This is a genomic window from Pseudomonas marincola, from assembly GCF_900682675.2.
Taxonomy (GTDB): domain Bacteria; phylum Pseudomonadota; class Gammaproteobacteria; order Pseudomonadales; family Pseudomonadaceae; genus Aquipseudomonas; species Aquipseudomonas marincola.
Map to the genome: position 1 here is coordinate 4,453,667 of NZ_LR215729.2, position 23,929 is coordinate 4,477,595.

The 23,929-nt window shown below is 57.7% G+C and carries 21 protein-coding genes; 6 read left to right on the forward strand and 15 right to left on the reverse strand.

The window, feature by feature from the left end; all coding sequences use genetic code 11:
• Position 1 precedes the first annotated feature (1 nt).
• A complete protein-coding gene (locus PMYSY11_RS20375) occupies positions 2-415 on the reverse strand; it encodes a flagellar basal body-associated protein FliL (RefSeq protein WP_069898449.1) in 414 nt (137 codons plus the stop codon).
• A gap of 177 nt (positions 416-592) precedes the next feature.
• On the opposite strand from PMYSY11_RS20375, the gene PMYSY11_RS20380 reads away from it, so the two are divergent.
• Positions 593-1,570, forward strand: coding sequence for an NADPH:quinone oxidoreductase family protein (locus tag PMYSY11_RS20380; RefSeq protein ID WP_150547866.1), 978 nt, complete (start codon positions 593-595; stop codon positions 1,568-1,570).
• Between the two features lie 40 nt (positions 1,571-1,610).
• Here the strand turns inward: PMYSY11_RS20380 and PMYSY11_RS20385 are convergent, their stop codons facing one another.
• The 4 genes from PMYSY11_RS20385 to trxA all read right to left on the reverse strand — a co-directional run bounded on the left by PMYSY11_RS20385 (position 1,611) and on the right by trxA (position 6,230).
• A complete protein-coding gene (locus tag PMYSY11_RS20385; protein ID WP_069898454.1) occupies positions 1,611-2,579 on the reverse strand; it encodes a CDP-6-deoxy-delta-3,4-glucoseen reductase in 969 nt (322 codons plus the stop codon).
• Between the two features lie 40 nt (positions 2,580-2,619).
• Positions 2,620-4,086 carry a 4-hydroxy-3-polyprenylbenzoate decarboxylase gene (ubiD, locus tag PMYSY11_RS20390; protein ID WP_150547867.1) on the reverse strand — a complete coding sequence of 489 codons (1,467 nt, stop codon included), beginning with the start codon at positions 4,084-4,086 and terminating at the stop codon, positions 2,620-2,622.
• 324 nt (positions 4,087-4,410) lie between these two features.
• On the reverse strand, positions 4,411-5,670 hold the full coding sequence (rho, locus tag PMYSY11_RS20395; protein ID WP_069898456.1) for a transcription termination factor Rho: 1,260 nt from the start codon (positions 5,668-5,670) through the stop codon (positions 4,411-4,413).
• A gap of 233 nt (positions 5,671-5,903) precedes the next feature.
• Positions 5,904-6,230 (reverse strand): thioredoxin TrxA, encoded by a 327-nt coding sequence (gene trxA / locus PMYSY11_RS20400; protein ID WP_069898457.1) that lies wholly within the window; start codon positions 6,228-6,230, stop codon positions 5,904-5,906.
• 282 nt (positions 6,231-6,512) lie between these two features.
• Here trxA and ppx point away from each other — a divergent pair, with 282 nt between their 5' ends.
• Positions 6,513-8,015, forward strand: coding sequence for an exopolyphosphatase (ppx, locus tag PMYSY11_RS20405; protein ID WP_150547868.1), 1,503 nt, complete (start codon positions 6,513-6,515; stop codon positions 8,013-8,015).
• Here ppx and ppk1 read toward each other — a convergent pair.
• From ppk1 to PMYSY11_RS20425, 4 genes are all read right to left on the reverse strand, one after another.
• The gene (gene ppk1, locus PMYSY11_RS20410; protein ID WP_069898459.1) at positions 8,002-10,209 is read right to left on the reverse strand and encodes a polyphosphate kinase 1; all 2,208 of its coding nucleotides are present in this window, start codon (positions 10,207-10,209) and stop codon (positions 8,002-8,004) included. The genes ppx and ppk1 overlap by 14 nt on opposite strands.
• A gap of 17 nt (positions 10,210-10,226) precedes the next feature.
• The gene (gene hemB / locus PMYSY11_RS20415) at positions 10,227-11,240 is read right to left on the reverse strand and encodes a porphobilinogen synthase (RefSeq protein ID WP_069898460.1); all 1,014 of its coding nucleotides are present in this window, start codon (positions 11,238-11,240) and stop codon (positions 10,227-10,229) included.
• 190 nt (positions 11,241-11,430) lie between these two features.
• On the reverse strand, positions 11,431-12,666 hold the full coding sequence (locus tag PMYSY11_RS20420; protein ID WP_150547869.1) for a sterol desaturase family protein: 1,236 nt from the start codon (positions 12,664-12,666) through the stop codon (positions 11,431-11,433).
• Positions 12,667-12,801: 135 nt separating this feature from the next.
• A complete protein-coding gene (locus PMYSY11_RS20425; RefSeq protein ID WP_150547870.1) occupies positions 12,802-13,209 on the reverse strand; it encodes an acyl-CoA thioesterase in 408 nt (135 codons plus the stop codon).
• A gap of 239 nt (positions 13,210-13,448) precedes the next feature.
• Here PMYSY11_RS20425 and elbB point away from each other — a divergent pair, with 239 nt between their 5' ends.
• A complete protein-coding gene (elbB, locus tag PMYSY11_RS20430; RefSeq protein ID WP_069898463.1) occupies positions 13,449-14,108 on the forward strand; it encodes an isoprenoid biosynthesis glyoxalase ElbB in 660 nt (219 codons plus the stop codon).
• A gap of 111 nt (positions 14,109-14,219) precedes the next feature.
• The gene (locus PMYSY11_RS20435) at positions 14,220-14,690 is read left to right on the forward strand and encodes a thioesterase family protein (protein ID WP_069898464.1); all 471 of its coding nucleotides are present in this window, start codon (positions 14,220-14,222) and stop codon (positions 14,688-14,690) included.
• Positions 14,691-15,358: 668 nt separating this feature from the next.
• Here PMYSY11_RS20435 and PMYSY11_RS20440 read toward each other — a convergent pair.
• Together PMYSY11_RS20440 and PMYSY11_RS20445 are read right to left on the reverse strand one after the other, a co-directional pair.
• Positions 15,359-15,811, reverse strand: a complete 453-nt coding sequence (locus PMYSY11_RS20440; RefSeq protein ID WP_150547871.1) for a YaiI/YqxD family protein — start codon at positions 15,809-15,811, stop codon at positions 15,359-15,361.
• Between the two features lie 83 nt (positions 15,812-15,894).
• Complete coding sequence (locus PMYSY11_RS20445) at positions 15,895-17,793, reverse strand: FTR1 family protein (RefSeq protein ID WP_150547872.1); 1,899 nt, start codon at positions 17,791-17,793, stop codon at positions 15,895-15,897.
• A 122-nt stretch (positions 17,794-17,915) separates the two neighbouring features.
• Between PMYSY11_RS20445 and PMYSY11_RS20450 the strand changes: the two genes are divergently transcribed.
• The gene (locus PMYSY11_RS20450) at positions 17,916-18,689 is read left to right on the forward strand and encodes an SDR family NAD(P)-dependent oxidoreductase (RefSeq protein ID WP_150547873.1); all 774 of its coding nucleotides are present in this window, start codon (positions 17,916-17,918) and stop codon (positions 18,687-18,689) included.
• Positions 18,690-18,701: 12 nt separating this feature from the next.
• Here the strand turns inward: PMYSY11_RS20450 and PMYSY11_RS20455 are convergent, their stop codons facing one another.
• The 3 genes from PMYSY11_RS20455 to PMYSY11_RS20465 all read right to left on the reverse strand — a co-directional run bounded on the left by PMYSY11_RS20455 (position 18,702) and on the right by PMYSY11_RS20465 (position 22,281).
• Positions 18,702-19,316, reverse strand: coding sequence for a LysE family transporter (locus PMYSY11_RS20455; protein WP_420830085.1), 615 nt, complete (start codon positions 19,314-19,316; stop codon positions 18,702-18,704).
• Between the two features lie 108 nt (positions 19,317-19,424).
• The gene (locus PMYSY11_RS20460) at positions 19,425-20,183 is read right to left on the reverse strand and encodes a TerC family protein (protein ID WP_090510033.1); all 759 of its coding nucleotides are present in this window, start codon (positions 20,181-20,183) and stop codon (positions 19,425-19,427) included.
• 181 nt (positions 20,184-20,364) lie between these two features.
• A complete protein-coding gene (locus PMYSY11_RS20465) occupies positions 20,365-22,281 on the reverse strand; it encodes an ATP-binding cassette domain-containing protein (RefSeq protein WP_150547875.1) in 1,917 nt (638 codons plus the stop codon).
• 50 nt (positions 22,282-22,331) lie between these two features.
• Between PMYSY11_RS20465 and PMYSY11_RS20470 the strand changes: the two genes are divergently transcribed.
• Positions 22,332-22,805 (forward strand): TIGR02444 family protein, encoded by a 474-nt coding sequence (locus PMYSY11_RS20470; protein ID WP_090510028.1) that lies wholly within the window; start codon positions 22,332-22,334, stop codon positions 22,803-22,805.
• Here the strand turns inward: PMYSY11_RS20470 and PMYSY11_RS20475 are convergent.
• A complete protein-coding gene (locus PMYSY11_RS20475) occupies positions 22,800-23,813 on the reverse strand; it encodes an AlgP family protein (RefSeq protein ID WP_172970644.1) in 1,014 nt (337 codons plus the stop codon). The genes PMYSY11_RS20470 and PMYSY11_RS20475 overlap by 6 nt on opposite strands.
• Between the last annotated feature and the right edge of the window lie 116 nt (positions 23,814-23,929).

The window sequence follows — 23,929 nt, forward strand, 5'->3', positions numbered from 1 at the left end:
CTTAGCGCTGCAGTATCAGGTTATTGAACAACAGGTCTTCCACCAGCGGCTCGCCTTCTTCAGTCGCCAGCACTTGCTGTACCTGCTTCAAGGCTTCCTGACGCAACGCCTCTTTGGCGTCCGGCGCGCTTAACCCTTCTTCGGTTTGCTGGGAAAACAGCATGACCAACTGATTGCGGATCAGCGGCTCGTGGTGCTCGACCTTAGCCTGAGCTTCCGCGCCCGTTACCCGCAACGACACATCTGCCTTGTAAAACTTGAGTTTCGGGCCACTGCCAAAATTACCCACAAGCGCAGGCACCAAGCTCACATAAGCCACAGTCGGCTTGCCCTCTTCGCCTTCGGCAGACTCCTGGGCAATCGCCTGAACCGACACCAGCGCTGCCAGCATGGCTAACAACAATGCTTTGAACATCAAAAACCCCCATGATCCAGCAGCGCCCGCATGGCCTTGCTGGGCACTAGCATATATAGACTCGGGCAATCCCCCAAGCCTAATGCTTATACGCATGTATCAGGCGCAAGCATGCTTGTTGACCCGCCCCTCAGGACTTTTAGACTGGGCGACATAACACCAAAAGGAATACTGCTGATGAAAGCCCTGCTGTGCAAAGCCTTCGGCCCGGCCGAGACCTTGGTTCTGGAAGATATCGCCAGCCCCGAGGCGAAAAAGAACGAGATCGTCCTCGATGTGCATGCCGCCGGGGTTAACTTTCCCGACACCTTGATCATCGAAGGTAAGTACCAGTTCAAGCCCCCTTTCCCATTTTCACCGGGCGGCGAAGCAGCCGGGATTATCAGTGCTGTCGGCGAGAAGATCAGCCACTTGAAAGTCGGTGACCGGGTAATGGCGTTAACCGGCTGGGGCAGCTTTGCCGAGCAGGTTGCAGTGCCTGGCTACAACGTCATGCAAATCCCCAAAAGCATGGACTTCGCCAGTGCCGCAGCCTTCGGCATGACTTACGGCACCTCAATGCACGCACTCAAGCAACGCGCCAACTTGCAGGCGGGTGAAACCTTGCTGGTCCTCGGCGCATCGGGCGGCGTGGGTCTGGCGGCAGTGGAAATCGGCAAGGCCATGGGCGCCAAGGTAATCGCCGCTGCCAGCAGTGCCGAGAAGCTGGAAGTGGCCAAGGCCGCCGGCGCCGACGAGCTGATCAACTACACCGAGACCAACCTCAAGGAAGAAGTAAAACGCCTGACTGGAGGCCTGGGTGCGGATGTAATTTACGATCCGGTTGGCGGTGATTTGTTCGATCTGGCCGCCCGCAGCATTGCCTGGAACGGTAGATTGCTGGTGGTCGGCTTTGCCAGCGGGCGCATCCCCGAACTGCCGGTCAACCTCATGCTGCTCAAAGGCGCGGCCGTGATTGGCGTGTTCTGGGGCTCATTCGCTCAACGCCAACCACAAGACAACGCGGCGAACTTCCAGCAACTGTTTGCGTGGCACGCAGAAGGCAAACTCAAACCACTGGTCTCGGAAAGTTATCCACTGGATAAAGCCGGCGACGCCATCAACCGGCTGGGCCAGCGTCAGGCTGTGGGTAAAGTCGTGGTGCAGGTCAAATAATAACCCGCACATTCAATTGCAGGCCGAACGGCCTGCAACCTCAGTTGCGCGGTGCGTAAGCGAATACGTCGGCGCGCATCTGGTGAGCGTCCATCCCGGCCTCGACCAGCGCATCGAGCGTGCCGTAGATCATTGCCGGTGAGCCGCTGGCATAAACATGCACATTGCTCAGGTCCGGAAAGTCCTCGCTGACCGCTTCGTGCAGAAGACCGCAACGCCCTTTCCAACCGCATTGGTCGCTGACTACCTGATGCAGAGTCAGATTATCCAGTTGCTGCCAGCTGTCCCAGACATCCAGCGCGTAAAAATCTTCCGGATTACGCGCGCCCCAGTACAGATGCACCGGATGCGCAAAACCACTCGCCCGGCAGTGCTCGATCAGGCTGCGCATTTGCGCCATGCCGGTACCAGCGGCGATTAATACCAGCGGCCCATCAGGCAACTCGGCCAAATGGGTGTCGCCAAAGGGCATTTTCACCCGCACAAAGCCTTCTGCCTGAAAGTACGCCAGCAGGCTGCGGGTGGATTCGTCGCGGGCCAGAATATGCAGGTCCATCTCGCGACCGTTGTGCGGTGCAGAGGCCAGAGAGAACGCGGCAAACTCACCGTCTTCACGGCGCAGCATCAAATATTGACCGGCGTGATAACGCGGCAACTTGCCAGCGGGTGCGCGCAGCTGCAGATGGAAAACATCGCCACCCAGACTGTTACAGGCAACCACCTGACACGACATCTCGCGCACCGGCAGCTCGCCGGGCATCAATACGCCATCCCAATGCAGCACACAGTCGGTCAGCGGTTTGGCCAGACAGGTGAACAGTTCACCGTGATCAATCGCCTGGCCTTCTTGTTCCACGCGCCCTTCAACCAGTAACGCCGCACAGATGTGGCAATTACCGTTGCGGCAACTCGACGGGCATTCAAACCCCAAGCGCCGGGTGGCGCTCAGGATCGGTTCATCCGGATGTACGTCGAGCACTGCTCCGCACGGCTGCAGCGTTACCTTCACATGACCTCCCAAGTCGTTTTCATGCCCTTAACAGCCGTCATCAGTCGATACCCAACTCGGCCCACATCTCGTCAACACGACGCGTCACCGCATCATCCTTGACGATAACCCGGCCCCACTCGCGCGTAGTTTCGCCCGGCCATTTGTGGGTGGCATCGAGACCCATCTTCGAGCCAAGGCCCGAGATCGGCGAGGCAAAGTCGAGGTAGTCGATGGGTGTGTTATCAATCATTACCGTGTCGCGCTTGGGGTCCATGCGCGTGGTGATTGCCCACATCACATCGTTCCAGTCGCGCGCGTTGATGTCGTCGTCGGTGACGATAACAAACTTGGTGTACATGAACTGACGCAAAAACGACCACACGCCGAGCATTACGCGCTTGGCGTGCCCCGGATACTGCTTCTTCATGGTCACCACCGCCATGCGATACGAGCAACCCTCTGGCGGCAGGTAGAAGTCGGTGATCTCCGGAAACTGCTTTTGCAGCAGCGGTACAAATACTTCGTTCAAGGCCACACCGAGAATTGCCGGCTCATCAGGTGGCCGTCCGGTGTAAGTGCTGTGATAAATAGGCTTCTGCCGACGCGTGATGCGCTCGACCGTGAACACCGGAAAACTGTCGACTTCGTTGTAGTAGCCGGTGTGATCGCCGTACGGCCCTTCATCGGCCATTTCGCCTGGATGAATCACCCCTTCCAGAACGATTTCGGTACTGGCCGGCACTTGCAGATCACTGCCGCGCGCTTTGACCAACTCGGTCTTGTTGCCGCGCAACAGGCCAGCAAACGCGTACTCGGAAAGGCTGTCCGGCACCGGCGTCACCGCGCCGAGAATGGTTGCAGGGTCTGCACCCAGGGCAACGGCAACCGGATACGGGCGACCCGGATACTTGTCACACCACTCGCGGAAATCCAGCGCGCCGCCACGGTGGCTGAGCCAGCGCATGATGACCTTGTTACGGCCGATCACCTGCTGACGATAAATTCCCAGATTCTGCCGTTCTTTATTCGGCCCCTTGGTAATGGTCAGGCCCCAGGTAATCAGTGGCGCCACATCACCCGGCCAACAGGTCTGCACCGGCAGCTTGGACAGGTCGACATCGTCGCCCTCCTCAATCACTTCCTGGCACGGTGCGTCCTTGAGCACCTTGGGCGCCATATCCAGGACTTTCTTGAAGATCGGCAGCTTCGACCAGGCATCTTTCAAGCCCTTTGGCGGCTCAGGTTCCTTGAGAAACGCCAACAGCTTGCCAATTTCACGCAGCTCGCTGACCTCTTCTGCGCCCATGCCCAACGCCACCCGCTTGGGCGTGCCAAACAGGTTGCCGAGCACTGGCATATCGAAGCCGGTCGGATTCTCGAACAGCAGCGCAGGCCCTGCCTTACGCAGAGTACGGTCACAGATTTCGGTCATTTCCAGAACCGGAGAAACCGGGGTCTGGATACGCTTGAGTTCGCCGCGCTTTTCCAAGCCGCTGATAAAGTCGCGCAAGTCGCGATACTGCATGCAGGAGCCTCGTGTCAGGCAGAGCTATCGAAGCGCAAAGTTTAGCGCCCCAGTCGGATATGCAGAAGAGCAAAAGCCAATCCACAAAAACACAAAAGCCGGGATCAGTACTGATTACCCGGCTTCATGCACAACAAACATCACATCCAATCTTCCTGACTCTACGCGATCCGTCATCACAGACCGCGCCGTCGGACGAGGCCGCGTGTGCAAAGGTCAGGCAAGGCAGAAATTGCCGAGGCCGCGCAGTGTACGCCAGTACATGAGCACGCCCGAGGCGATTTCTAACGCCGCATCACCGCCGCACACACGGCCGTAAGCCAATCACTTACGCTTCATGGACATAAAGAATTCGTCGTTGGTCTTGGTCGCTTTGAGCTTGTCGATCAAGAACTCGATGGCCGCAATCTCGTCCATCGGGTGCAGCAACTTACGCAGAATCCACATACGCTGCAGCTCGTCTTCGGCGGTCAGCAACTCTTCGCGGCGGGTGCCGGAGCGGTTGATGTTGATCGCAGGGAATACGCGCTTTTCAGCGATGCGACGATCCAAAGGCAGTTCCATGTTACCGGTACCTTTGAACTCTTCGTAAATCACTTCATCCATCTTCGAGCCGGTTTCAACCAGCGCGGTGGCGAGGATAGTCAGCGAACCGCCTTCTTCGATGTTACGTGCAGCGCCGAAGAAACGCTTCGGCTTCTCCAGTGCGTGGGCATCAACACCACCGGTGAGTACCTTGCCGGAGCTTGGGATCACGGTGTTGTAGGCACGCGCCAGACGCGTGATCGAGTCGAGCAGGATGACCACATCTTTCTTGTGCTCAACCAGACGCTTGGCCTTCTCGATAACCATTTCAGCAACCTGCACGTGGCGGGTTGGCGGCTCGTCGAAGGTCGAAGCAACCACTTCGCCGCGCACAGTGCGCTGCATTTCGGTTACTTCTTCCGGGCGCTCGTCGATCAACAGAACGATGAGGTGGCACTCGGGGTTGTTACGCGTGATGTTGCTGGCAATGTTCTGCAGCATGATGGTCTTGCCCGCTTTTGGCGGAGCAACAATCAGACCACGCTGACCTTTCCCAATCGGTGCGCACAGGTCGATAACGCGACCGGTGAGGTCTTCTGTCGAACCGTTACCCGCTTCCATGACCAGACGCTTGGTCGGGAACAGTGGCGTAAGGTTTTCGAACAGAATCTTGTTCTTGGCGTTTTCCGGACGATCGTAGTTGATCGTGTCGACCTTGAGCAGGGCGAAATAACGCTCACCCTCTTTTGGCGGTCGGATCTTACCGACGATGGTGTCACCGGTACGCAGGTTGAAGCGGCGGATCTGGCTAGGCGAAACGTAAATGTCGTCTGGGCCTGCGAGATAAGAGGCATCCGCCGAGCGGAGAAAGCCGAAACCGTCCTGGAGGATCTCCAGCACGCCATCACCGGAGATCTCTTCTCCACCCTTGGAATGTCGTTTGAGCAACGAAAAGATCACGTCCTGCTTGCGCGAACGGGCCATGTTATCGATGCCCATCTGTTCGGCCATTTCCAGCAGTTCAGTGATCGGCTTTTGCTTGAGTTCAGTCAGATTCATAGGAATGACGTAATCATTATGAGGAGGGAAAATAAGCTATTAGCTTGGGAGGCCGCGCCGCACAGAAGGCGACTGGATCGCGAGTAATTCGTAATGAAATTGAGTCGGCGACGGCAATGCAGGGGGCTGTATAGGAAATACAGCGAGACCGAATTTAACACCCAGCTGCGCGGGCGTCTAGCCTGTAAATATAAAAAAGCCCCGTTTTTTACGGGGCTTTTGTGGGCAATTTCTCAGATATTGCTATCGAGGAATGCAGCCAGTTGCGACTTCGACAGTGCGCCGACTTTGGTCGCCTCAACGTTGCCGTTCTTGAACAGCATCAGCGTTGGGATACCACGAACGCCATACTTCGGCGGGGTGTCCTGGTTTTCGTCGATGTTCAGTTTGCAAACTTTCAGCTTGCCTTGGTAGGTCTGTGCAATTTCGTCCAGAACCGGTGCAATCATCTTGCACGGGCCGCACCACTCAGCCCAGTAATCGACCAATACCGCGCCTTCTGCCTGAATAACTTCTTGGTCAAAGCTGGCATCGCTGACGTTGGTGATAAATTCACTCATGGATAATCTCCGTAATCGCAAGCTACAAAATTGGCTGACATCATAACTCGGGTTTTATGACACAGGAAGGAAAGCTCGATTGTGCTTCTCTATCGGCGGTCTTAAAAACTTCATTTTTTAGCCATACTGTCACACGCCACGTATTACAGTGGTAGAGGCTAATACAAGCACAAATTCGATCAAACTGGCCGTTTGTTTGCTGTCACTGCGACATCAGTATGCGTTGGCGCGCGGTGGCTATCGTGGCACGATGACCCTGTTCTGCTTTGAGACCTTTAATCCATGCCGCAAAAATCTGCTGACAATTTCCCCCTGATTGCCGCCATCGACCTCGGTTCAAACAGCTTTCACATGGTCATGGCAAAGGCTGATCACGGCGAAATACGCATACTTGAGCGCCTCGGCGACAAGGTCCAACTCGCTGCCGGCATCAATGAAGAGCGCTTGCTCAGCGAAGAAGCCATGCAACGCGGCCTCGATTGCCTGCGCCGGTTTGCCCAACTTACCGCCAGTTTGCCCGAAGGCGCTGTACGGATTGTCGGCACCAACGCACTGCGCGAAGCGCGCAATCGCGCCGAATTCATCAGCCGCGCCGAAGAGATTCTGGGCCATCCGGTCGAAGTCATTTCCGGTCGCGAAGAAGCACGTCTCATCTACCTGGGTGTATCGCACTCAATTGCCGACACACCGGGCAAGCGACTGGTTGCCGACATTGGCGGCGGCAGCACCGAGTTCATTATTGGTCAGCGTTTTGAGCCGCTGCTGCGCGAAAGCCTGCAGATGGGCTGCGTCAGTTACACTCAGCGCTTCTTCAAAGACGGCAAGATTACTCCCGCGCGATATGCGCAGGCGTACACTGCTGCACGCCTCGAACTCATGGGCATCGAGCACGCGCTGCAGCGCATCGGCTGGGAAGAAGCGGTGGGCGCATCGGGCACCATCAAGGCCATTGGCTTAACAATCAAAGGCGCGGGACTGGGCATCGGCGAGGTCAACAAAGAAGGCCTGGCGTGGCTCAAACGCAAGGTGTTCAAAATCGGTGATGCCGAAAAGCTCGACCTCGACGGCATCAAGACAGACCGTCGCGGCATCTTTCCCGCCGGGTTAGCAATTCTCGAAGCCATATTCGATGCCTGTGACATCGAAACCATGTCGCATTCCGAAGGCGCGCTGCGCGAGGGCGTGCTGTATGACCTGCTCGGTCGTCATCAACATGAAGACGTACGCGAACGCACCCTGAGCGCGCTGATGGAGCGTTATCACGTCGACCTTGAGCAAGCCGCCCGCGTCGAGGCCAAAGCGCTGGAAGCCTTTGAGCAAGTGGCCGAAAGCTGGCAGCTGGATGATGACTGGTACCGTGAACGGCTGATCTGGGGCGCACGCGTGCATGAGCTTGGGCTCGACATTGCCCACTACCAATATCACAAGCATGGTGCCTATCTGGTCGAGCATTCGGACCTTGCCGGCTTTTCGCGCCTCGACCAGCAAATGCTGGCGTTACTGGTGCGCGGCCACCGTCGCAATATCCCCAAAGACAAGCTCGCTGAATTTGGCAAAGAGGGAATCAAGCTGGTTCGGCTGTGTGTGCTGCTGCGCTTTGCGATTCTGTTCCATCACATCCGCAGCACACAGGAAATGCCCAAGGTCGTACTCAAAGCCAACGAGCACAAACTGGAATATCACTTCCCAGAAGGCTGGCTTGAGGCCAACCCGCTAACCCAGGCGGATTTCACTCAGGAAGCGGAATGGCTCAAGCGCGTCGGCATCGAACTCAGCGTGCACTAACCACCGGCACAGTCAGTTTTTCCAGTAACAACGCCTGCGCACTGCGGGCGTTTTGGTTTCCGGTGGGGCTGTTACGGATGTAGCGACCATCGGGCTGCAACAGCCAGCTGTGGGTGTTGTCGGCCAGATAGGTTTCAAGCTCTTTCTTCACGCGCATGATCAGCTTTTTACCTTCGACCGGGAAACAGGTCTCGATACGCTTGTCGAGGTTGCGCTCCATCCAGTCGGCGCTGGACAGATAAACCTTCTCATCGCCGCCGTTAAGGAAGTAGAACACCCGCGTGTGCTCAAGGAAGCGACCGATAATCGAGCGCACCTGAATGTTGTGCGAAACCCCCGGAATCCCCGGACGCAGGCAGCACATACCGCGCACCACCAACTCAATTTTGACCCCGGACTGGCTGGCTTTGTACAGCGCGCGAATGATCTTCGGATCGGTCAGCGAGTTGAATTTGGCCATGATGTGCGCCGGTTGGCCATCAAGTGCCAGCTGGGTTTCATGGAGGATCATGTCGAGCAGGGTTTTCTTCAGCGTGAACGGCGCATGCAGCAGCTTTTTCATGCGCAGGGTCTTGCCCATGCCGATCAACTGGCTGAACAGCTTGGAGACGTCTTCGCACAGCGCCACGTCCGCGGTGAGCAGACTGTAGTCGGTGTACAGACGCGCATTACCGGCGTGATAGTTGCCCGTACCCATGTGCGCATAACGCACAATGTCGCCCTGCTCACGGCGCAGGATCAGCATCATTTTGGCGTGAGTCTTGAGCCCGACCACACCGTAAATCACCACCGCACCCGCCGCCTGCAAACGGCTAGCCAGTTGCAGGTTGGACTCTTCATCGAAGCGCGCACGCAACTCGATTACGGCCGTTACTTCCTTGCCGTTACGCGCCGCTTCAACCAGCGCATCAACGATTTCCGAGTTGGCCCCGGAGCGATAAAGCGTCTGCTTGATCGCCAGCACATGCGGGTCTTTTGCTGCCTGACGAAGCAGATCAACGACCGGTGTAAACGACTCAAACGGGTGCAGCAGCAGGATGTCCTGCTTGCTCACCACATTGAAAATGTTATCGCTGTTTTGCAGCAGTTTCGGGATCAACGGCGTAAACGGCTGGTACTGCAATTCAGGGTGGCTATCGAGCCCGGTAACGCTGAATAGCCGCGTCAGGTTGACCGGCCCACCGACCTGATACAGCTCGCTTTCCGCCAGCCCGAACTGCTTGAGCAGATAATCGCTCAGGTGTTTCGGGCAGCTGTCTACCACCTCCAGACGCACCGCATCGCCGTAGCGCCGCGAGAACAGCTCGCCACGCAGCGCGCGGGCCAGATCTTCGACGTCTTCGGTATCAACCGACAAGTCGGCGTTACGCGTGAGGCGGAACTGGTAGCAACCTTTCACCTTCATGCCGTGGAACAAGTCATCCGCATGGGCGTGAATCATTGACGACAGGAACACGTAATTGTCGCCTGGCCCGCTGACTTCTTCCGGCACCTTGATAATGCGCGGAAGTAGACGCGGCGCCGGAATAATCGCCAGACCGGAGTCACGACCAAAGGCATCGACACCTTCAAGCTCAACGATAAAGTTCAGGCTCTTATTCACCAGCAGCGGGAACGGGTGAGTCGGGTCGAGGCCGATCGGCGTGATGATCGGTGCGATCTCGTCGCGGAAATAACGCCGCACCCAGGCCTTGAGCTTGACCGTCCACTGACGCCGGCGAATGAAGCGCACGTTGTGCTTCTCCAGCGCCGGCAGCAAATTTTCGTTAAGAATCGCGTACTGACGATCAACCTGCTCGTGAACCAGCTCGGAAATGCGCGCCAGCGCCTGATGCGGCTGCAAACCATCAGCGCCCGCCTGTTCGCGGGCAAAGTTGATTTGCTTCTTGAGGCCAGCCACACGAATTTCGAAGAACTCATCCAGATTGCTGGAGAAGATCAGCAGAAACTTCAGCCGCTCCAGCAACGGATAGGACTCATCCAGCGCCTGCTCAAGCACGCGGATGTTGAACTGCAACTGCGACAATTCACGATGAATGTACAGGCTGCTGTCATCCAGGCTCGGCACCACCAGTGGCGGCGCAGGCGGCGTTGACTCGACCACCGCTGGGGTCTCGGCGGGCACCTCGGCAGTGACCACTTGCGCTTCTGGCAGCTCAACCACTTCGTTGCTGCTGAGTCCTTCGATATTCATGGTTTGTCCTTGTGGGACTACTGTCCCTGCTTCAACTGTTCTGCCGCGCGAACGGCGAAATAAGTGAGAATGCCGTCTGCGCCCGCGCGCTTGAAGGCAGTCAGTGATTCAAGGATCACTGCGTCGCTCAACCAGCCATTCTGGATGGCGGCCATGTGCATGGCGTACTCGCCCGACACCTGATAGACAAAGGTCGGAACACGAAATTCCTGTTTGACGCGCCAGAGGATGTCGAGATACGGCATGCCCGGCTTAACCATCACCATATCAGCCCCTTCGGCCAAATCGGCAGCCACTTCGTGCAGCGCCTCATCGGTATTGGCCGGGTCCATCTGATAGGTGTTCTTGTTGCTCTTGCCCAGATTCGCAGCCGAGCCCACGGCATCACGGAACGGGCCGTAATAGGCGCTGGCGTATTTGGCCGAGTAGGCCATGATCCGCACATTGGTGTGATCGGCCAACTCCAGTGCCTCGCGGATTGCCTGAATGCGGCCATCCATCATGTCGGACGGCGCCACAACCTGCGCACCGGCCTCGGCGTGCGACAGCGCCTGCTTGACCAGCGCATCGACCGTGATGTCGTTCTGCACGTAGCCATCTTCATCCAGAATGCCGTCCTGACCGTGCGTGGTGAACGGATCGAGCGCTACATCACTGATCACGCCCAACTCGGGGAAACGTGCACGCAACGCACGAATGGCGCGCTGGGCGATGCCTTCCGGGTTCCACGCTTCACTGCCGTCGAGCGACTTCTTTTCGAGCGGCGTTACCGGGAATAAAGCCAGCGCAGGAATGCCCAGCTCAACCCACTTCTCGGCTTCGCTCAGCAACAGATCAATCGACAAGCGCTCGACACCCGGCATTGATGGAATGGCCTCGCGACGGTTTTCACCGTCCAGCACGAACACCGGCAAAATCAGATCATCAACGCTCAAACGATTTTCACGCACCAGACGGCGGGAAAAGTCATCACGACGATTACGACGCAAACGAGTGGCGGGGAACAAGCGATTGGCAGGGGTAAAACTCACGACAGACTCCTGGGCCCGCGCGGACGGGCGAGTGCGGCAGTTATAAAGCGTCATTATGACCAAATGATGACAGCACAATGACAGCTGCGACTGCGCGTCGCAGCTCAGGCTTAAATTCAGAGTCGTATTGTGGCTGCTTGGTTGCGCTTTAGTCGAGCCTGCATCTCAACCAGGCGCGTGCAGTTGAATGTCAGACTGGTGCATACGCCGAGCGTCGCTGAAAACCCCACAGCAGCGCAGCATTTATCAGCGTGTAAACGCCCAAAACCAACCAGGCGCTTGGAGAAAGTGCCAGTAACCCGCTAAGCCCGGCCAACCACAGCAGCGGCCAGTTACTGGCGAGTCGCAGCCATTCCAACCGCCGGAAACCCGCGCGATTCTCCAGCCACATGCCGAGGCAAAACAGGCTCAGCGCTATCCACATGCAACCCAGCAACAATGCCTGCAGGCTGACCGACGTGCTAACCGCCATGAGATAACTGCCCGCCGCCAGAGCCACGCCCAATTGCAGCACGGCGTAGGCTTTGCTGGCCGTGGTCAGCGGCACATCGAATTTCACGAAGTTGGCCAGATCAGGCTTGCTCTGCGGAAAACGCGCCGCCACATCAGCAGGTCGCCAGCCGGTGCGCATAAACCAGATGCGTAATTTATCCTTCAGCGACGCCGTGTGTCGGGCGTCGTGCCAAAGCGAGGCATACACCTGCAGGTTCGCCCACAGCGGATTCCAACTGGCCAAGGGCACTGTCACCCCGAAAACCACGGGCTCATCGTCGAGTTCTTCCTGAAAGGTTCCAAACAGCCGGTCCCAGATAATCAACACGCCGCCGTAATTGCGGTCCATGTAGACCCGGTTCTGCGCATGATGCACACGATGATTGGACGGGCTGACGAACACCCACTCAAACCAGCCAAGCTTGGCGATATGGCGGGTGTGAACCCAGAACTGATAGAGCAGATCAATCGCGGCCACCGTCAGGAACACCAACGGCGGTACGCCGACAATCGCCATTGGCAAATAAAACACCCAACCGCAGAGAAAACCGCTGCTGGTTTGTCGCAGCGCAGTCGTCAGATTGTATTCTTCACTCTGGTGATGCACCGAATGCGCCGCCCAGAGCACATTGCGCTCATGTCCAAGGCGGTGATGCCAGTAATAGCAAAAGTCGTAGAAGACCAGCGCAAACAGCCAGACCCAGAACTGCTCAGGGTCGAACTCAAACAGCCCAAGATGCTCCCAGGCCAGGCTATACGTGAGCAGCCCGACAACGCCTGTCACCAGCCCCAAGCTGGTCGAGAGCACGCCAGCACTGAGGCTGTTCAGCGCATCGGAGAAACCGTAGGTGCGCACGCCACGCCAGCGGTCAGCCAGCAGTTCAAGCGCAATCAGGGCAAAAAATACCGGCACGGCAAAGAGAATGTAGTTCATGTCACGGCCATCATTTTGTAGTTATTGGCAGGCAACTTATGCAGTCAATCCTAGCCCAACCCACAACTGATTACCGCGACATATCCCGCCAAACTTGCAGGCATTCAAGCCGCATTTGCCAATAATGTGGCCGATTCAGTCCGCGAATGCGTTGCGCAGGAACTCCGGCAACGGCACCGAATGCCCCGCCTGATGATCGATCCAGACGATTTTGCAATTTCCTTCGCCATACACAATGTCGGGCTGCTCAAGCGTGGTCAGCCGATGCTCCAGCACCATGCTGCTGCGCCCCAAAGCGCCAGCAAAAAGTTCAACACAGGCTGTTGCAGGGTGTACCACCGGCTTCAGGAATGTGTGCTGGATCTGCAGCACCACAGGGCCTTTGGGGACGTTATTCATCACCACCCCGACTTCCTCGAACCACGCCACCCGCGCCTCTTCGATGTATTGCATGTAAATGCTGTTATTCACATGCCCGTAACTGTCCATATCGCCCCAGCGTACGGGGATTACGGCGCGGTAAAGTAATTTCCTATCTGACATCTGAGTCTTCGCTATGCTGGATTTAAGTGTTCAATTAAGCCGAATTTAAGCCTGCGCAGGCAGACTACGCAGGTCGAACACAGATTTGAAATACCGAAGAGTGACCACGCGAACAAATACAGCACGACGCTGATGGCGCGCGTTGAACTTGGCCGGTAAAAATACACTCCATTGTTTACCGATAATCTGCCGCAATTGCCTTGCGCAACCCGGCCCAATGTTTTGCCCAGGAGCCTTTGATGAATAAAAAAGTTGCGGTGATTTTGTCTGGTTGTGGCGTCTACGATGGCGCCGAAATCCACGAGAGCGTCATCACCCTGCTGCGCCTGGATCAGCGCGGCGCATTGGTGCAGTGCTTCGCCCCGGATATCGAACAAATGCACGTGGTCGATCACTTCAGTGGCGACGAAACCGGCGAGACCCGGAATGTGCTGGTCGAGTCGGCGCGCATTGCCCGTGGTGAAATCAAAGATGTGCGTGAACTGCACGCGGCGGACTACGATGCGCTGATTATTCCCGGCGGTTTTGGCGCGGCCAAAAACCTCTCGGACTTCGCCATCGCCGGCGCCAATTGCACCGTTCAGCCCGACGTGTTGAAAGCCGCGCAAGGGTTTGTCAGCGCGCAGAAACCAGTCGGCCTGATGTGCATCGCTCCCGCCATGGCCGCCAAGATATTCGGCCAGGGCATTACCTGCACCATCGGCAAAGATGAAGAAACCGCGGCAGCGCTGACTAAAATGGGCGCAGTGCATCAGGAGTGTGAAGTCAGCGAAATTGTCGAAGACAGCCAACACAAGCTGGTCACGACGCCGGCCTACATGCTCGCGCAATCCATCAGTCAGGCGGCGTCAGGCATCTACAAGCTGGTCGACCGTGTGCTCGAACTGGCTCAGCACTAAAACGGGGCTCATAGGCCGTTTGCGCCAATAATCACCGTACACCTGCCGTGCCTCTGGTCACGGCAGGTTTTGTCCGGCAGCGTTGACCCATTCCGTTAACGCGAGCCACCCATGAACCAGCAGCCCTTCGAATTGACCGACGAACTGAAACAGGCGGTCAGCAGCTTCTTTCAGCGCATCCCGTTCAACAATGTGATTGGCATCGAGATCGATCAACTCTCGCCCGAGTTGGTGCTTATGAGTTTTGCCATGAAGGATGAGCTAATTGGCAACTTCATTCAGGGCATTCTCCACGGCGGCGTCATCTCCTCGGTGCTCGACGTAGCTGGCGGCGCTATGGCGTTGATCGGCGCATTCGAACGCCACCAACACCTATCCGGCAGTGAACGCATGGCGCGCCTGTCCAAGTTGGGCACCATCGACCTGCGCGTCGACTTCCTGCGCCCCGGCCGCGGCAAACGCTTCACCGCCAGCGCGGTGTTGTTGCGTTCAGGGAACAAGGTCGCCGTGGTGCGCAGCGAATTGCATAACGACGACGGCGAATTGATCGCGGTTGGCACCGGCACTTATTTGTGTGGTTGAACACCGCAAATTTATTGCCATTGCGGCCTTATGGATGCTCATGGTTTGACATTTGATTGCCGAATCGAATCGCGAAAACGCCTGGGCCGTCAGGCGGCGACGTATCCGTCGCCATGACGGATTGCCCCGTTGGGGCTATCCATCCTCCGTGGTGCCGAGGCGGAGGATGGATAAACCGCAGGTTAATCCGTCATGGCGATCTGATGGATGTATCCGGTCTGGCGTTTGATCGCCGAATTGAATGGCGAAAACGCGTAGGCCGTCAGACGGCGACGTAAACGTCGCCATGACGGATTGCCCCTTTGGGGCGATCCATCCTCCGTGGTGTGCCGAGGCGGAGGATGGATAAACCGCAGGTTAATCCGTCATGGCGATCTGATTGATGTACCCGGCTCGGCGTTTGATCACCGAATCGAATCGCGAAAACGCACAGGCCGGAAGGCGGCAACGTGTCCGTCGCCATGACGGATAGCCCGTTGGGCGATCCATCCCCGGTGGTGTGCCGAGGGTGGAGGATGGATAAACCGCAGGTTAATCCGTCATGGCCGCCTGTTGGATGTACCCGGTCTGGCGTTTGATCGCCGTATTGAATCGCGAAACACATAGGCCGTCAGGCGGCGACGTTTGCGTCGCCATGACGGATTGCCCCGTTGGGGCTATCCATCCTCCTAGACGCGGGTTAGGCGGGTCAGGATTCGGTCTAATGAATTGGCGAACTGCTGGCGGTCCTTTTCGCCGTATGCGCTCTGTCCGCCGCCCATCTGGCCTTGCTCGCGCAGGTCGGTGAACAGGTTACGCACCGCCAGACGTTCGCCCATGTTGCGCTCGTCGAACTCTTTGCCGCGCGGATCGAGCGCCGCCACGCCCTTTTTCACCAGCCGGTCAGCCAGCGGCACATCGCTGCAAATAACTAATTCGCCAGGCACTGCATGCTCGACCAGATAATCATCGGCCGCGTCGGGACCGCTTGGCACCACGATCAGCTTCACGCACGCGAAGTTAGGCCGTGGCTGAGCCTGCCCGGCGACCAACACCACCTCAAAGCCACGCTTGAGGGCAAACTTGACCACCTGATCGCGCGCAGCTCGCGGGCAAGCATCAGCATCTATCCAAACGCGCATTAACCAATCCCCCGTATTTATGTGTGGCATTAAAAAACCCGGCGAGCCTTGTGGCAAGCCGGGTTTTCTCGGATCGTTACAACTTAGGGCTGAGCAACTTCCGCGCGCCGGCGTTCGGTCAGCCAGCTACGGCCATACAGCACCACGATTGCCGTCAGCGCCACAGCTTGAGCGCCCAGGCTGTAGGCATCTGGGTGAATACCCATCCAGTCAAACTCGAAGAAGTTGACCGGACGTGTGCCAATAACGCCAGCTTCTTGCAGGGCTGCAATACCGTGACCGGCAAATACCACCGACAGCATGCAGAGCAGAATTGCGTTGAGGCTGAAGAAGGTAGCCAGCGGCAGTTTGCGCGACCCACGCAGAATCACCCACGCCAGGCCAATCAATATAACCAACGCCGCACAAGCGCCGAAGATTACCATGCTGTGGCCTTCAGGCCCGGCCTGCAGCCAGAGTGTTTCGTAAAACAGGATGACTTCAAAGAGTTCGCGGTACACCGAGAAGAAGGCCAGCAGGGCAAAGCCGAAACGACCGCCGCCACTCACCAGGCTGCTCTTGATGTAACTCTGCCACGCGGCGGCATGACGGCGGTCGTGCATCCACACGCCCAACCACAACACCATGACGCTGGCAAACAAGGCGGTAGCGCCTTCGAGCAATTCGCGTTGCGCACCGCTGACATCAATCAGGTAGGCCGCCAGAGCCCATGTCGCAAAGCCTGCGGCAATCGCCAAGCCCCAACCAACATGCACGCTGCGTACGGCTTTTTCCTGCCCGGTATTGCGCAGGAATGCCAGAATCGCCGCCAGTACCAGAATGGCCTCAAGGCCTTCACGGAGCAGGATCAGCAAGCTTGAAATGAATGTCAGCGAGGCGGACATGGCATCGCCGCCGAGCAAGTCGGAAGACTTCGCCAGCTCAACCTTGGCCTGCTCCAGACGCTGCGCTGCGACCGGCACAGACAGACCATCCTGCAACGCCTGACGATAAGCCATCAGTGCTTTCTCGGTGATCTTGCGCTGATCAGAGTCGATGTTGTTCAGTGCACTCTCGACCAGCTCAAAGCCTTCCAGATACGCACCGACAGACAAGTCATAGGCTTGCTCTGAATCGCCCTCGGTGTAGGCCTTGAGGCTATGCTCCAACGTCTGGCGAGTGTGATCGATCAGTTGCGCAGGGCCACGTTGTTCAACCGGTGGCTGGGCGCGCTGGGCACGGAACAACGCAGCGGCCTCAGGCCCTTGCGCCGTCGCCACTTCGGCGGGCGTTTGCGCCGCCAGGCTGGCAATCCCGAAGGATTTGCCCTCAGCCACTGGCTCGGCAGTAAAGCCGGCAATATAACTGGCCAGATCCCAGCGCTGACGATCATCGAGCTGGTCGGCGAACGCCGCCATGTCGGTGCCTTCAATGCCCAGACCAATGGTGTTATAGATATCGTAAAGGCTCAGGCGGTCTATCCGCGCAGCATCACGCAGGTTCGCCGGAGGCGGCTCAAGGCCAATACCTGCGGGGCCATCGCCAGCACCGGTCTGGCCATGACAAACCGCACAGTGCTGAGCAAACAATGGCTCGCCGCGAGTAGGATCAGGCGTGATCGCCGGCGCCTGACTCACCTGATAGGTGCTGACCAAGTTTGCTGCCAACTGCCGCGCCTGAATGGCGACCTTGCCACCGTCTTCGCGCTGTTCGATGTTCTTGCGCAGGCTGGCAACGCCCGACACCAGCTCATCACGACCTTCCTGGGCCGGTAATGCCACAATCAAACCTTGCAGCACGGTGAGAAATTCGAGTTGTTCCTGATACTCGCTGGCATCAATAATCTTGCCATCAGCGACGGTTGCGGGGTAATCCGCACCGAGGTATCCGAGCATATGCAGCGCTTGGGCAGCGCCATCACCGGCCTCGGCCATTGCAGCAAGGCTGCAGAGCAGAGTCAGTGGGAGTAGCAGCCAGCAAATGAGACGGCGTGGAAGAAACATATAGGATTCAATCCCAAATACGAATGGGTGGCATTACATTGTTGCCTCCCTAACGATTTTCCTCAAGCCCCAAATGTCTGATCGTCAGTGTCGATTTGTCGCAAAGCCTCCGGAGACCCGTTATGACGCTGTCCAGCCGCTTGCAAGAAGCTGCAAATATTGTGATCTGCGGTGCCAGCCGTGGCATTGGTCTGGCAATGACCGAGCAACTATTGGCCAGTCCACACACCGGCTGTATCTGGGCTATTGCCCGCTCGGCGTGCGAGTCGCCTGAACTCGATGCGCTGCAAAAGCGTTATCCCGGGCGCCTTGAACGCGCCAATGTGGATGTGTCCGATGAAGCCTCTATCGGGCGCTTCGCCAGCCAACTACAGGGACAGATAAGTCGGCTGCATGTGCTGATCAGTACCGCAGCCGTGCTGCATCAGGATGGCGCACGTGCGGAAAAAGGCCTGGCGCAACTTGATCAGCAGAGTTTGCACGCAGCCTTCCAGACCAATGCATTTGGCCCGGTTCTGCTTCTCAAGCATTTGTTGCCCTTGTTGCGTGGCCGCCACGCCTGCACGGTTGCGGCACTTTCAGCACGGGTTGGCTCGATTGGCGATAACCATCTGGGCGGCTGGTACAGTTATCGCGCCAGCAAGGCGGCACTCAATCAGTTGATGCACACCGCCAGTATCGAACTGCGTCGGCTCAACCCGCAAAGCTGCGTATTGCTGCTGCATCCGGGGACCACCGACACTGAGCTTTCAAAACCGTTTCAGGCCAATGTGCCAAGCGAAAAACTGTTCAGCTGCACCTATGCAGCCAACCAACTGCTGGCGCAGATTGACCGCCACGACCCGGAACAAACCGGCAGTTTCTGGGCGTGGGACGGCCAGCCAATTGAGTGGTAAAGCGGCTGCTGCTTAAGCCGAGGCGCGGCTGACAGTTGCCAGCAGGCTCGCAGCGCCGACAAACAACACCGCGAAGGTACGATTCATCACACGCTGCTGGCGCGGGCTGCGGAGCATACGCAGCACCTTGGATGCCAGGCCGGTGTAGCCCGCCATGACAATAAGGTCCACGCTGATCATGGTCACGCCCATGATCAGGTATTGGCTTAGCAGCGGCTCATGTGGATTGAGGAACTGCGGCAATACCGCGAGCATGAACACAATGGCTTTGGGGTTGCTGAAATTGACCAGAAAACCGCGCAGAACCAGACTCAGTGGTCGCCCGGTTGGCCGCTCGGAAGACTCAGCAGACAAGTCGCTCGGCAGCGCACGCCACTGGCGATAGGCCAGATAAACCAGATAGACCACACCGAACCACTTGATCAGGCTGAAGGCCACTGCCGAGGTCGCGAGGATTGCGCCAACACCGGCGGCAACAATCGTGATTTGCAGAATCAGGCCGACCTGCAGGCCCAGTGCCGTCCAGTAACCACGCAAGAAACCGTACTGCAGGCCAGATGACATTGACGCGATAGCGCCCGCACCCGGCGACAGGCTGATAATCCAGCACGCCACGAAAAACGCCATCCAGGTTTCAAGCGCCACAGCAATCACCTCAAGATCGAATCAGCCCAATAGAAAGAGGCGGGAAAAACCCGCCTCTTTATCATGCATCAAACAACCCCACGCTGGCGATCATTCCGGCGTGTCTTTACGCAAGCGCACAGGCTCCTGCCCTTGCTTGCGGGCCATGGCGCCACGCAGACGAATGTTGATCGCCTCGACCGCCAGCGAGAAAGCCATGGCGAAATACACATAACCTTTCGGCACGTGCACTTCAAAGGCCTCAGCCACCAGCATGGTGCCGACGACGATGAGGAAGGACAGCGCGAGCATTTTCAGCGACGGGTGCTTGTCGATGAAATTACTGATGGTGCTGGCCGAGAGCATCATCACCACAACCGAGATGATAATCGCCGCGACCATGACCGGTACGTTATCAACCAGGCCGACTGCGGTAATGACCGAGTCGAGCGAGAACACGATGTCGATGATCGCGATCTGCACGATGATGCCCATGAAGCCATAAGCTTTGCCGCCGCTCGCCTGTTGCTCTTCAGCACCCTCAAGGCTGTGATAGATCTCCATGGTGCTCTTGAACAACAGGAACAGACCACCGAAGAACAAGATCAGGTCGCGCCCCGAAATACCGTGCCCAAACGCCACGAACAGGTCGGTAGTCAGGCGCATCACCCAACTGATCGAGAGCAAGAGTAGAATTCGCGTGACCATGGCCAAGGCCAGACCGAAGAAGCGCGCGCGCGGCTGTTGCTCCTTGGGCAGACGGCTGACCAGAATCGAGATGAAGATAATATTGTCGATGCCGAGAACAATTTCCAGGGCGGTCAGGGTCAGAAACGCAACCCAAATTTCCGGGTTAGCCAGCCATTCCATAATCAGGTTTATCTCTAGAGAGAAGCGTGAGAGGTTGCCACGACAGCGGCATTTTTGCGCCCGCTATTAAGCACCTGGCGCATGACGCCGCCAAGTGGGCAGAGGCAGGCTAAAACAACAAATTTGCATCAATCTATGTCAGCGCAGCCAACGGCTGGCGCCGACATGGAACAGCTTAATGCTAGCTGGCTTCTTCCAACTGGCGTTGCAACTCTTCAAGAATTTCCAGTGCTTCCATCCACTGTTCTTCCAGCGCTGCTTCGCGGCTTTTCAACGTGCCCTGCTCCGCCAGCAAATCACGCAATTCATTCTTGCGCGAAGCGTCGTAGAGGTCACTGTCGCCGAGCTTGGTTTCAACCGCGGCCAACTTCTCGTGCAACTGGCCAAGCTCTTTCTCCAGCTTCTCGGCCTGACGCTTATGCGGCGCCAATTGCTGGCGCAACGCTGCCGCAGCCTGACGCTGTGCACGCTTGTCGGTACGATCGGCTGCGCCTTCCGCCACCACCTGATTGCTCACTGCCTGCCGAGAGCGGAAATCGATCAGCCAGCGCGAGTAGTCTTCAAGGTCTCCGTCAAACGGTTGAACCCGACCGTCTGCGACCAGCAGGAACTCGTCGGTAGTGCTCTTCAGCAAGTGCCGGTCGTGAGAAACCACCACCACGGCGCCTTCGAACTCTTGCAGCGCCATGGTCAATGCCAAGCGCATTTCCAGATCGAGGTGGTTGGTTGGCTCATCGAGCAACAGCAGGTTTGGCCGGCCCCATGCGATCAAAGCCAAGGCCAGACGCGCCTTCTCGCCACCCGAGAAATTAACCACAGGCTCATCGCAGCGCGGGCCACGGAAATCAAAACCGCCGAGGAAGTCGCGCAGGGTTTGCTCACGCTCGGTGGGCGCCAGCCGCTGAAAATGCAGAAGCGGGCTGGCTTTGTCGTCCAGTGAGTCGAGTTGATGCTGGGCAAAGTAGCCGACCACCAGATTCTCGCCACGCTGCAAGCGGCCTGAAATCGGACTCAGCTCGTTCGACAGGTTCTTGATCAGCGTCGATTTACCCGCGCCGTTAGGCCCAAGCAATCCAATCCGCGCACCCGGCGCCAGATTCAGCTTCACGTTTTCAAGGATTACCGTCTCGCCATAGCCAAGACGCCCTTCCGAGAGGTCCAGCAACGGGCTGGAAATCTTGTGTGCTTCACGAAAGCTGAAATCGAACGGTGAATCAACGTGCGCCGGCGCCAACTCTTCCAGGCGCTCAAGTGCCTTGATCCGGCTCTGGGCCTGACGAGCCTTGGTGGCCTGCGCCTTGAATCGGGCGATGTACTTTTCCATGTGCGCGCGTTGCGCTTGCTGCTTCTCGTACGCCTGCTGCTGCTGCGCCAGACGCTCAGCACGGGTGCGCTCGAACGCCGAATAGCCACCGCGATACAGCGTCAGCTTTTGCTGGTCGAGATGGGCGACGTGATCGACTACGGCATCGAGGAAATCGCGATCGTGAGAGATCAGCAGTAATGTGCCCGCGTAGCTTTTCAGCCAGCCTTCGAGCCACAGAATGGCGTCGAGATCCAAGTGGTTGGTCGGCTCATCGAGCAGCAACAAATCGGACGGGCACATCAGCGCCTGCGCCAGATTCAGGCGCATACGCCAGCCACCGGAGAAATCGCTGACCAGACGGTCCATCTGCGCATTCTCAAATCCCAGACCAGCCAGCAATTTGCGCGCACGGGCATCGGCGGTGTAGCCGTCAAGGCTATCGAGTTCAACGTGCAGACGGGCAACTGCCGCGCCGTCTTCTGCTGCCTCAGCACGTGCCAGCTCGGCCTGAACCCGACGCAGATGAGTATCGCCGTCGAGCACATACTCAACTGCCTGACGCTCAAGGGCATCGATTTCCTGGCGCATGTGGGCAATACGCCAGTCTGCCGGAAGCAGGCAATCACCGGAATCCGGTGTCAGCTCGCCCAGCAGCAAGGCGAAAAGCGTGGACTTACCCGCGCCGTTCGCACCGATGAGGCCCGCTTTATGGCCGGCGTGCAGGGTCATCTCGGCATCTTCTAGCAGACGCTGAGGGCCACGTTGTAAAGTGAGGTTTTGAAGTCGGATCATAATGGCGGCGGATTCTACCAGAGTCGCCGACTAATCACTCAGGAAGCAGCATGTCCTCTGATCTGTGGCATTTCGCCGAACAACTCTACAGCCAACCCGGCGTGGAAACCGCCTGCCTGGAGCTGCAAGAGCATGGCGCCGACGTGTGTCTGCTGCTCTGCGGTGCTTGGCTCGGGGTCAACGGCGTTGAGTGCAGTGCTGAACGCGCCGCGCAACTGCGGGCGATGAGTCAGCCATGGCAAGAGCAGGTAGTCAGGTGTCTGCGTGGAGTGCGCCAGGACTGGCGAGCAAGAGCCTTTGACGACCCGCAACTGAAGGCATTGCGTGAGCAGGTTAAACAGCTTGAGTTGCAAGCCGAGCGCATTCAGCTCGAACGTCTGGCCGGGCTTGCAACCCAATGGCCGCGCAGCGACCAACCGAGTGTCGGCTTATGGCTGACTTCGCTGAGCGCGCCGCTGGCCGACAGTGGCCGGGCCGCACAAAACTTACTGTGCGACTCGGCCACGGCACTTGCCCGATTATGACTCTGAAGATGGCGTTACCGGTGTGGTGACGCTGGCAGTCGATGCAGGTGCAGTTGGAGCCGCCGGAGTAGCCGCAGCGGGTTGAGCAGCTGGCTTGGCTGCTGGCTTGGCCGCGGTTTTAGCAGCTGGTTTAGCTGCCGGCTTGGCCGCTGGTTTGCGGGCAGCCCTTACTGCAGGCTTAGCGGCTGGTTTTGCTGCAGGTTTAGCCGCAGCTTTTGCAGGCGCTTTGGCAGCGGGTTTAGCCGCAGCTTTTGCAGGCGCTTTGGCAGCGGGTTTAGCCGCAGGCTTTGCTGCCGCCTTTGGCGCAGGTTTAGCTGCTGTTCTGGTGGCGGGCTTAGCGGCGGGTTTTGCCGCTGCTCTTGGTGCAGGTTTCGCGGCAGGCTTCGCTGCTGCCCTTGCTGCGGGTTTTGCCGCAGGTTTAGCGGAAGTCGCAGCAGCAGTTTTTGCTGCGGGCTTGGCAGTAGCTCTTGCAGCGGGTTTTGCCGCAGTTTTAGCAGCGGGCTTGGCAGCTGTTTTCGCTGCAGGTTTGGCCGCTGTTTTTGCAACAGTGCGAGCAGCGGGTTTTGGCGCTGGCTTCACAGTTGCAGGTTTAGCCTCACGGCTGACCAGAGCCTTGTTGGCTGCTTCCTTAACACGAGCAACACCTTGGGCCAGTCGCAAGCTCTGCTGAGCATCGCGCTTGAGCTGTGCGATGTATTCACGCGTTTGCGTTTGACGCTCTTTCAGTGCGTCGAGCAGATCTTCAAGCTCATTGACTGTCTTGCGCGCCTTGGCCTGTGACTTGGCCTTACCCGCCTCGGCGGCGTCTTGCAGTTTACCGCGAGACTTGTGCAGTTTTTCCTGCGCTTTGCCGCGCTGGGTTTCCAGCTTGGCCAGCAGTTCTTCAGCATCAACCAACGCCTTGCTGCACGCATCTTCAAGGTGATCAAGCAGGCTGCCGGAAAGCTGTTGAAGGAGATGCAAAGGGGTACGAACTGCTTTCTTATTCGCTTTCTGTTTAGCTGACATAACGCCTCCTGGCGGGGATATATGCAGCCATACTAGACGCCTGACCGAGTGGTCGCTAGTTACTCACGCACATAGCAACAAAATCTGCTGAAGGGCATCAGCAGATCATCGAAAAA

What these genes read in the sequence shown, in the direction of transcription:
- PMYSY11_RS20460 (WP_090510033.1), bottom strand. Translation starts at nt 20,183, where the DNA reads ATGGAATGGCTGGCTAACCCGGAAATTTGGGTTGCGTTTCTGACCCTG.
- PMYSY11_RS20445 (WP_150547872.1), bottom strand. Translation starts at nt 17,793, where the DNA reads ATGTTTCTTCCACGCCGTCTCATTTGCTGGCTGCTACTCCCACTGACT.
- PMYSY11_RS20465 (WP_150547875.1), bottom strand. Translation starts at nt 22,281, where the DNA reads ATGATCCGACTTCAAAACCTCACTTTACAACGTGGCCCTCAGCGTCTG.
- ppx (WP_150547868.1), top strand. Translation starts at nt 6,513, where the DNA reads ATGCCGCAAAAATCTGCTGACAATTTCCCCCTGATTGCCGCCATCGAC.
- elbB (WP_069898463.1), top strand. Translation starts at nt 13,449, where the DNA reads ATGAATAAAAAAGTTGCGGTGATTTTGTCTGGTTGTGGCGTCTACGAT.
- PMYSY11_RS20380 (WP_150547866.1), top strand. Translation starts at nt 593, where the DNA reads ATGAAAGCCCTGCTGTGCAAAGCCTTCGGCCCGGCCGAGACCTTGGTT.
- ubiD (WP_150547867.1), bottom strand. Translation starts at nt 4,086, where the DNA reads ATGCAGTATCGCGACTTGCGCGACTTTATCAGCGGCTTGGAAAAGCGC.
- PMYSY11_RS20475 (WP_172970644.1), bottom strand. Translation starts at nt 23,813, where the DNA reads ATGTCAGCTAAACAGAAAGCGAATAAGAAAGCAGTTCGTACCCCTTTG.
- PMYSY11_RS20420 (WP_150547869.1), bottom strand. Translation starts at nt 12,666, where the DNA reads ATGAACTACATTCTCTTTGCCGTGCCGGTATTTTTTGCCCTGATTGCG.
- trxA (WP_069898457.1), bottom strand. Translation starts at nt 6,230, where the DNA reads ATGAGTGAATTTATCACCAACGTCAGCGATGCCAGCTTTGACCAAGAA.
- PMYSY11_RS20375 (WP_069898449.1), bottom strand. Translation starts at nt 415, where the DNA reads ATGTTCAAAGCATTGTTGTTAGCCATGCTGGCAGCGCTGGTGTCGGTT.
- PMYSY11_RS20470 (WP_090510028.1), top strand. Translation starts at nt 22,332, where the DNA reads ATGTCCTCTGATCTGTGGCATTTCGCCGAACAACTCTACAGCCAACCC.
- ppk1 (WP_069898459.1), bottom strand. Translation starts at nt 10,209, where the DNA reads ATGAATATCGAAGGACTCAGCAGCAACGAAGTGGTTGAGCTGCCAGAA.
- PMYSY11_RS20425 (WP_150547870.1), bottom strand. Translation starts at nt 13,209, where the DNA reads ATGTCAGATAGGAAATTACTTTACCGCGCCGTAATCCCCGTACGCTGG.
- PMYSY11_RS20450 (WP_150547873.1), top strand. Translation starts at nt 17,916, where the DNA reads ATGACGCTGTCCAGCCGCTTGCAAGAAGCTGCAAATATTGTGATCTGC.
- PMYSY11_RS20435 (WP_069898464.1), top strand. Translation starts at nt 14,220, where the DNA reads ATGAACCAGCAGCCCTTCGAATTGACCGACGAACTGAAACAGGCGGTC.
- PMYSY11_RS20440 (WP_150547871.1), bottom strand. Translation starts at nt 15,811, where the DNA reads ATGCGCGTTTGGATAGATGCTGATGCTTGCCCGCGAGCTGCGCGCGAT.
- PMYSY11_RS20455 (WP_420830085.1), bottom strand. Translation starts at nt 19,316, where the DNA reads ATGGCGTTTTTCGTGGCGTGCTGGATTATCAGCCTGTCGCCGGGTGCG.
- rho (WP_069898456.1), bottom strand. Translation starts at nt 5,670, where the DNA reads ATGAATCTGACTGAACTCAAGCAAAAGCCGATCACTGAACTGCTGGAA.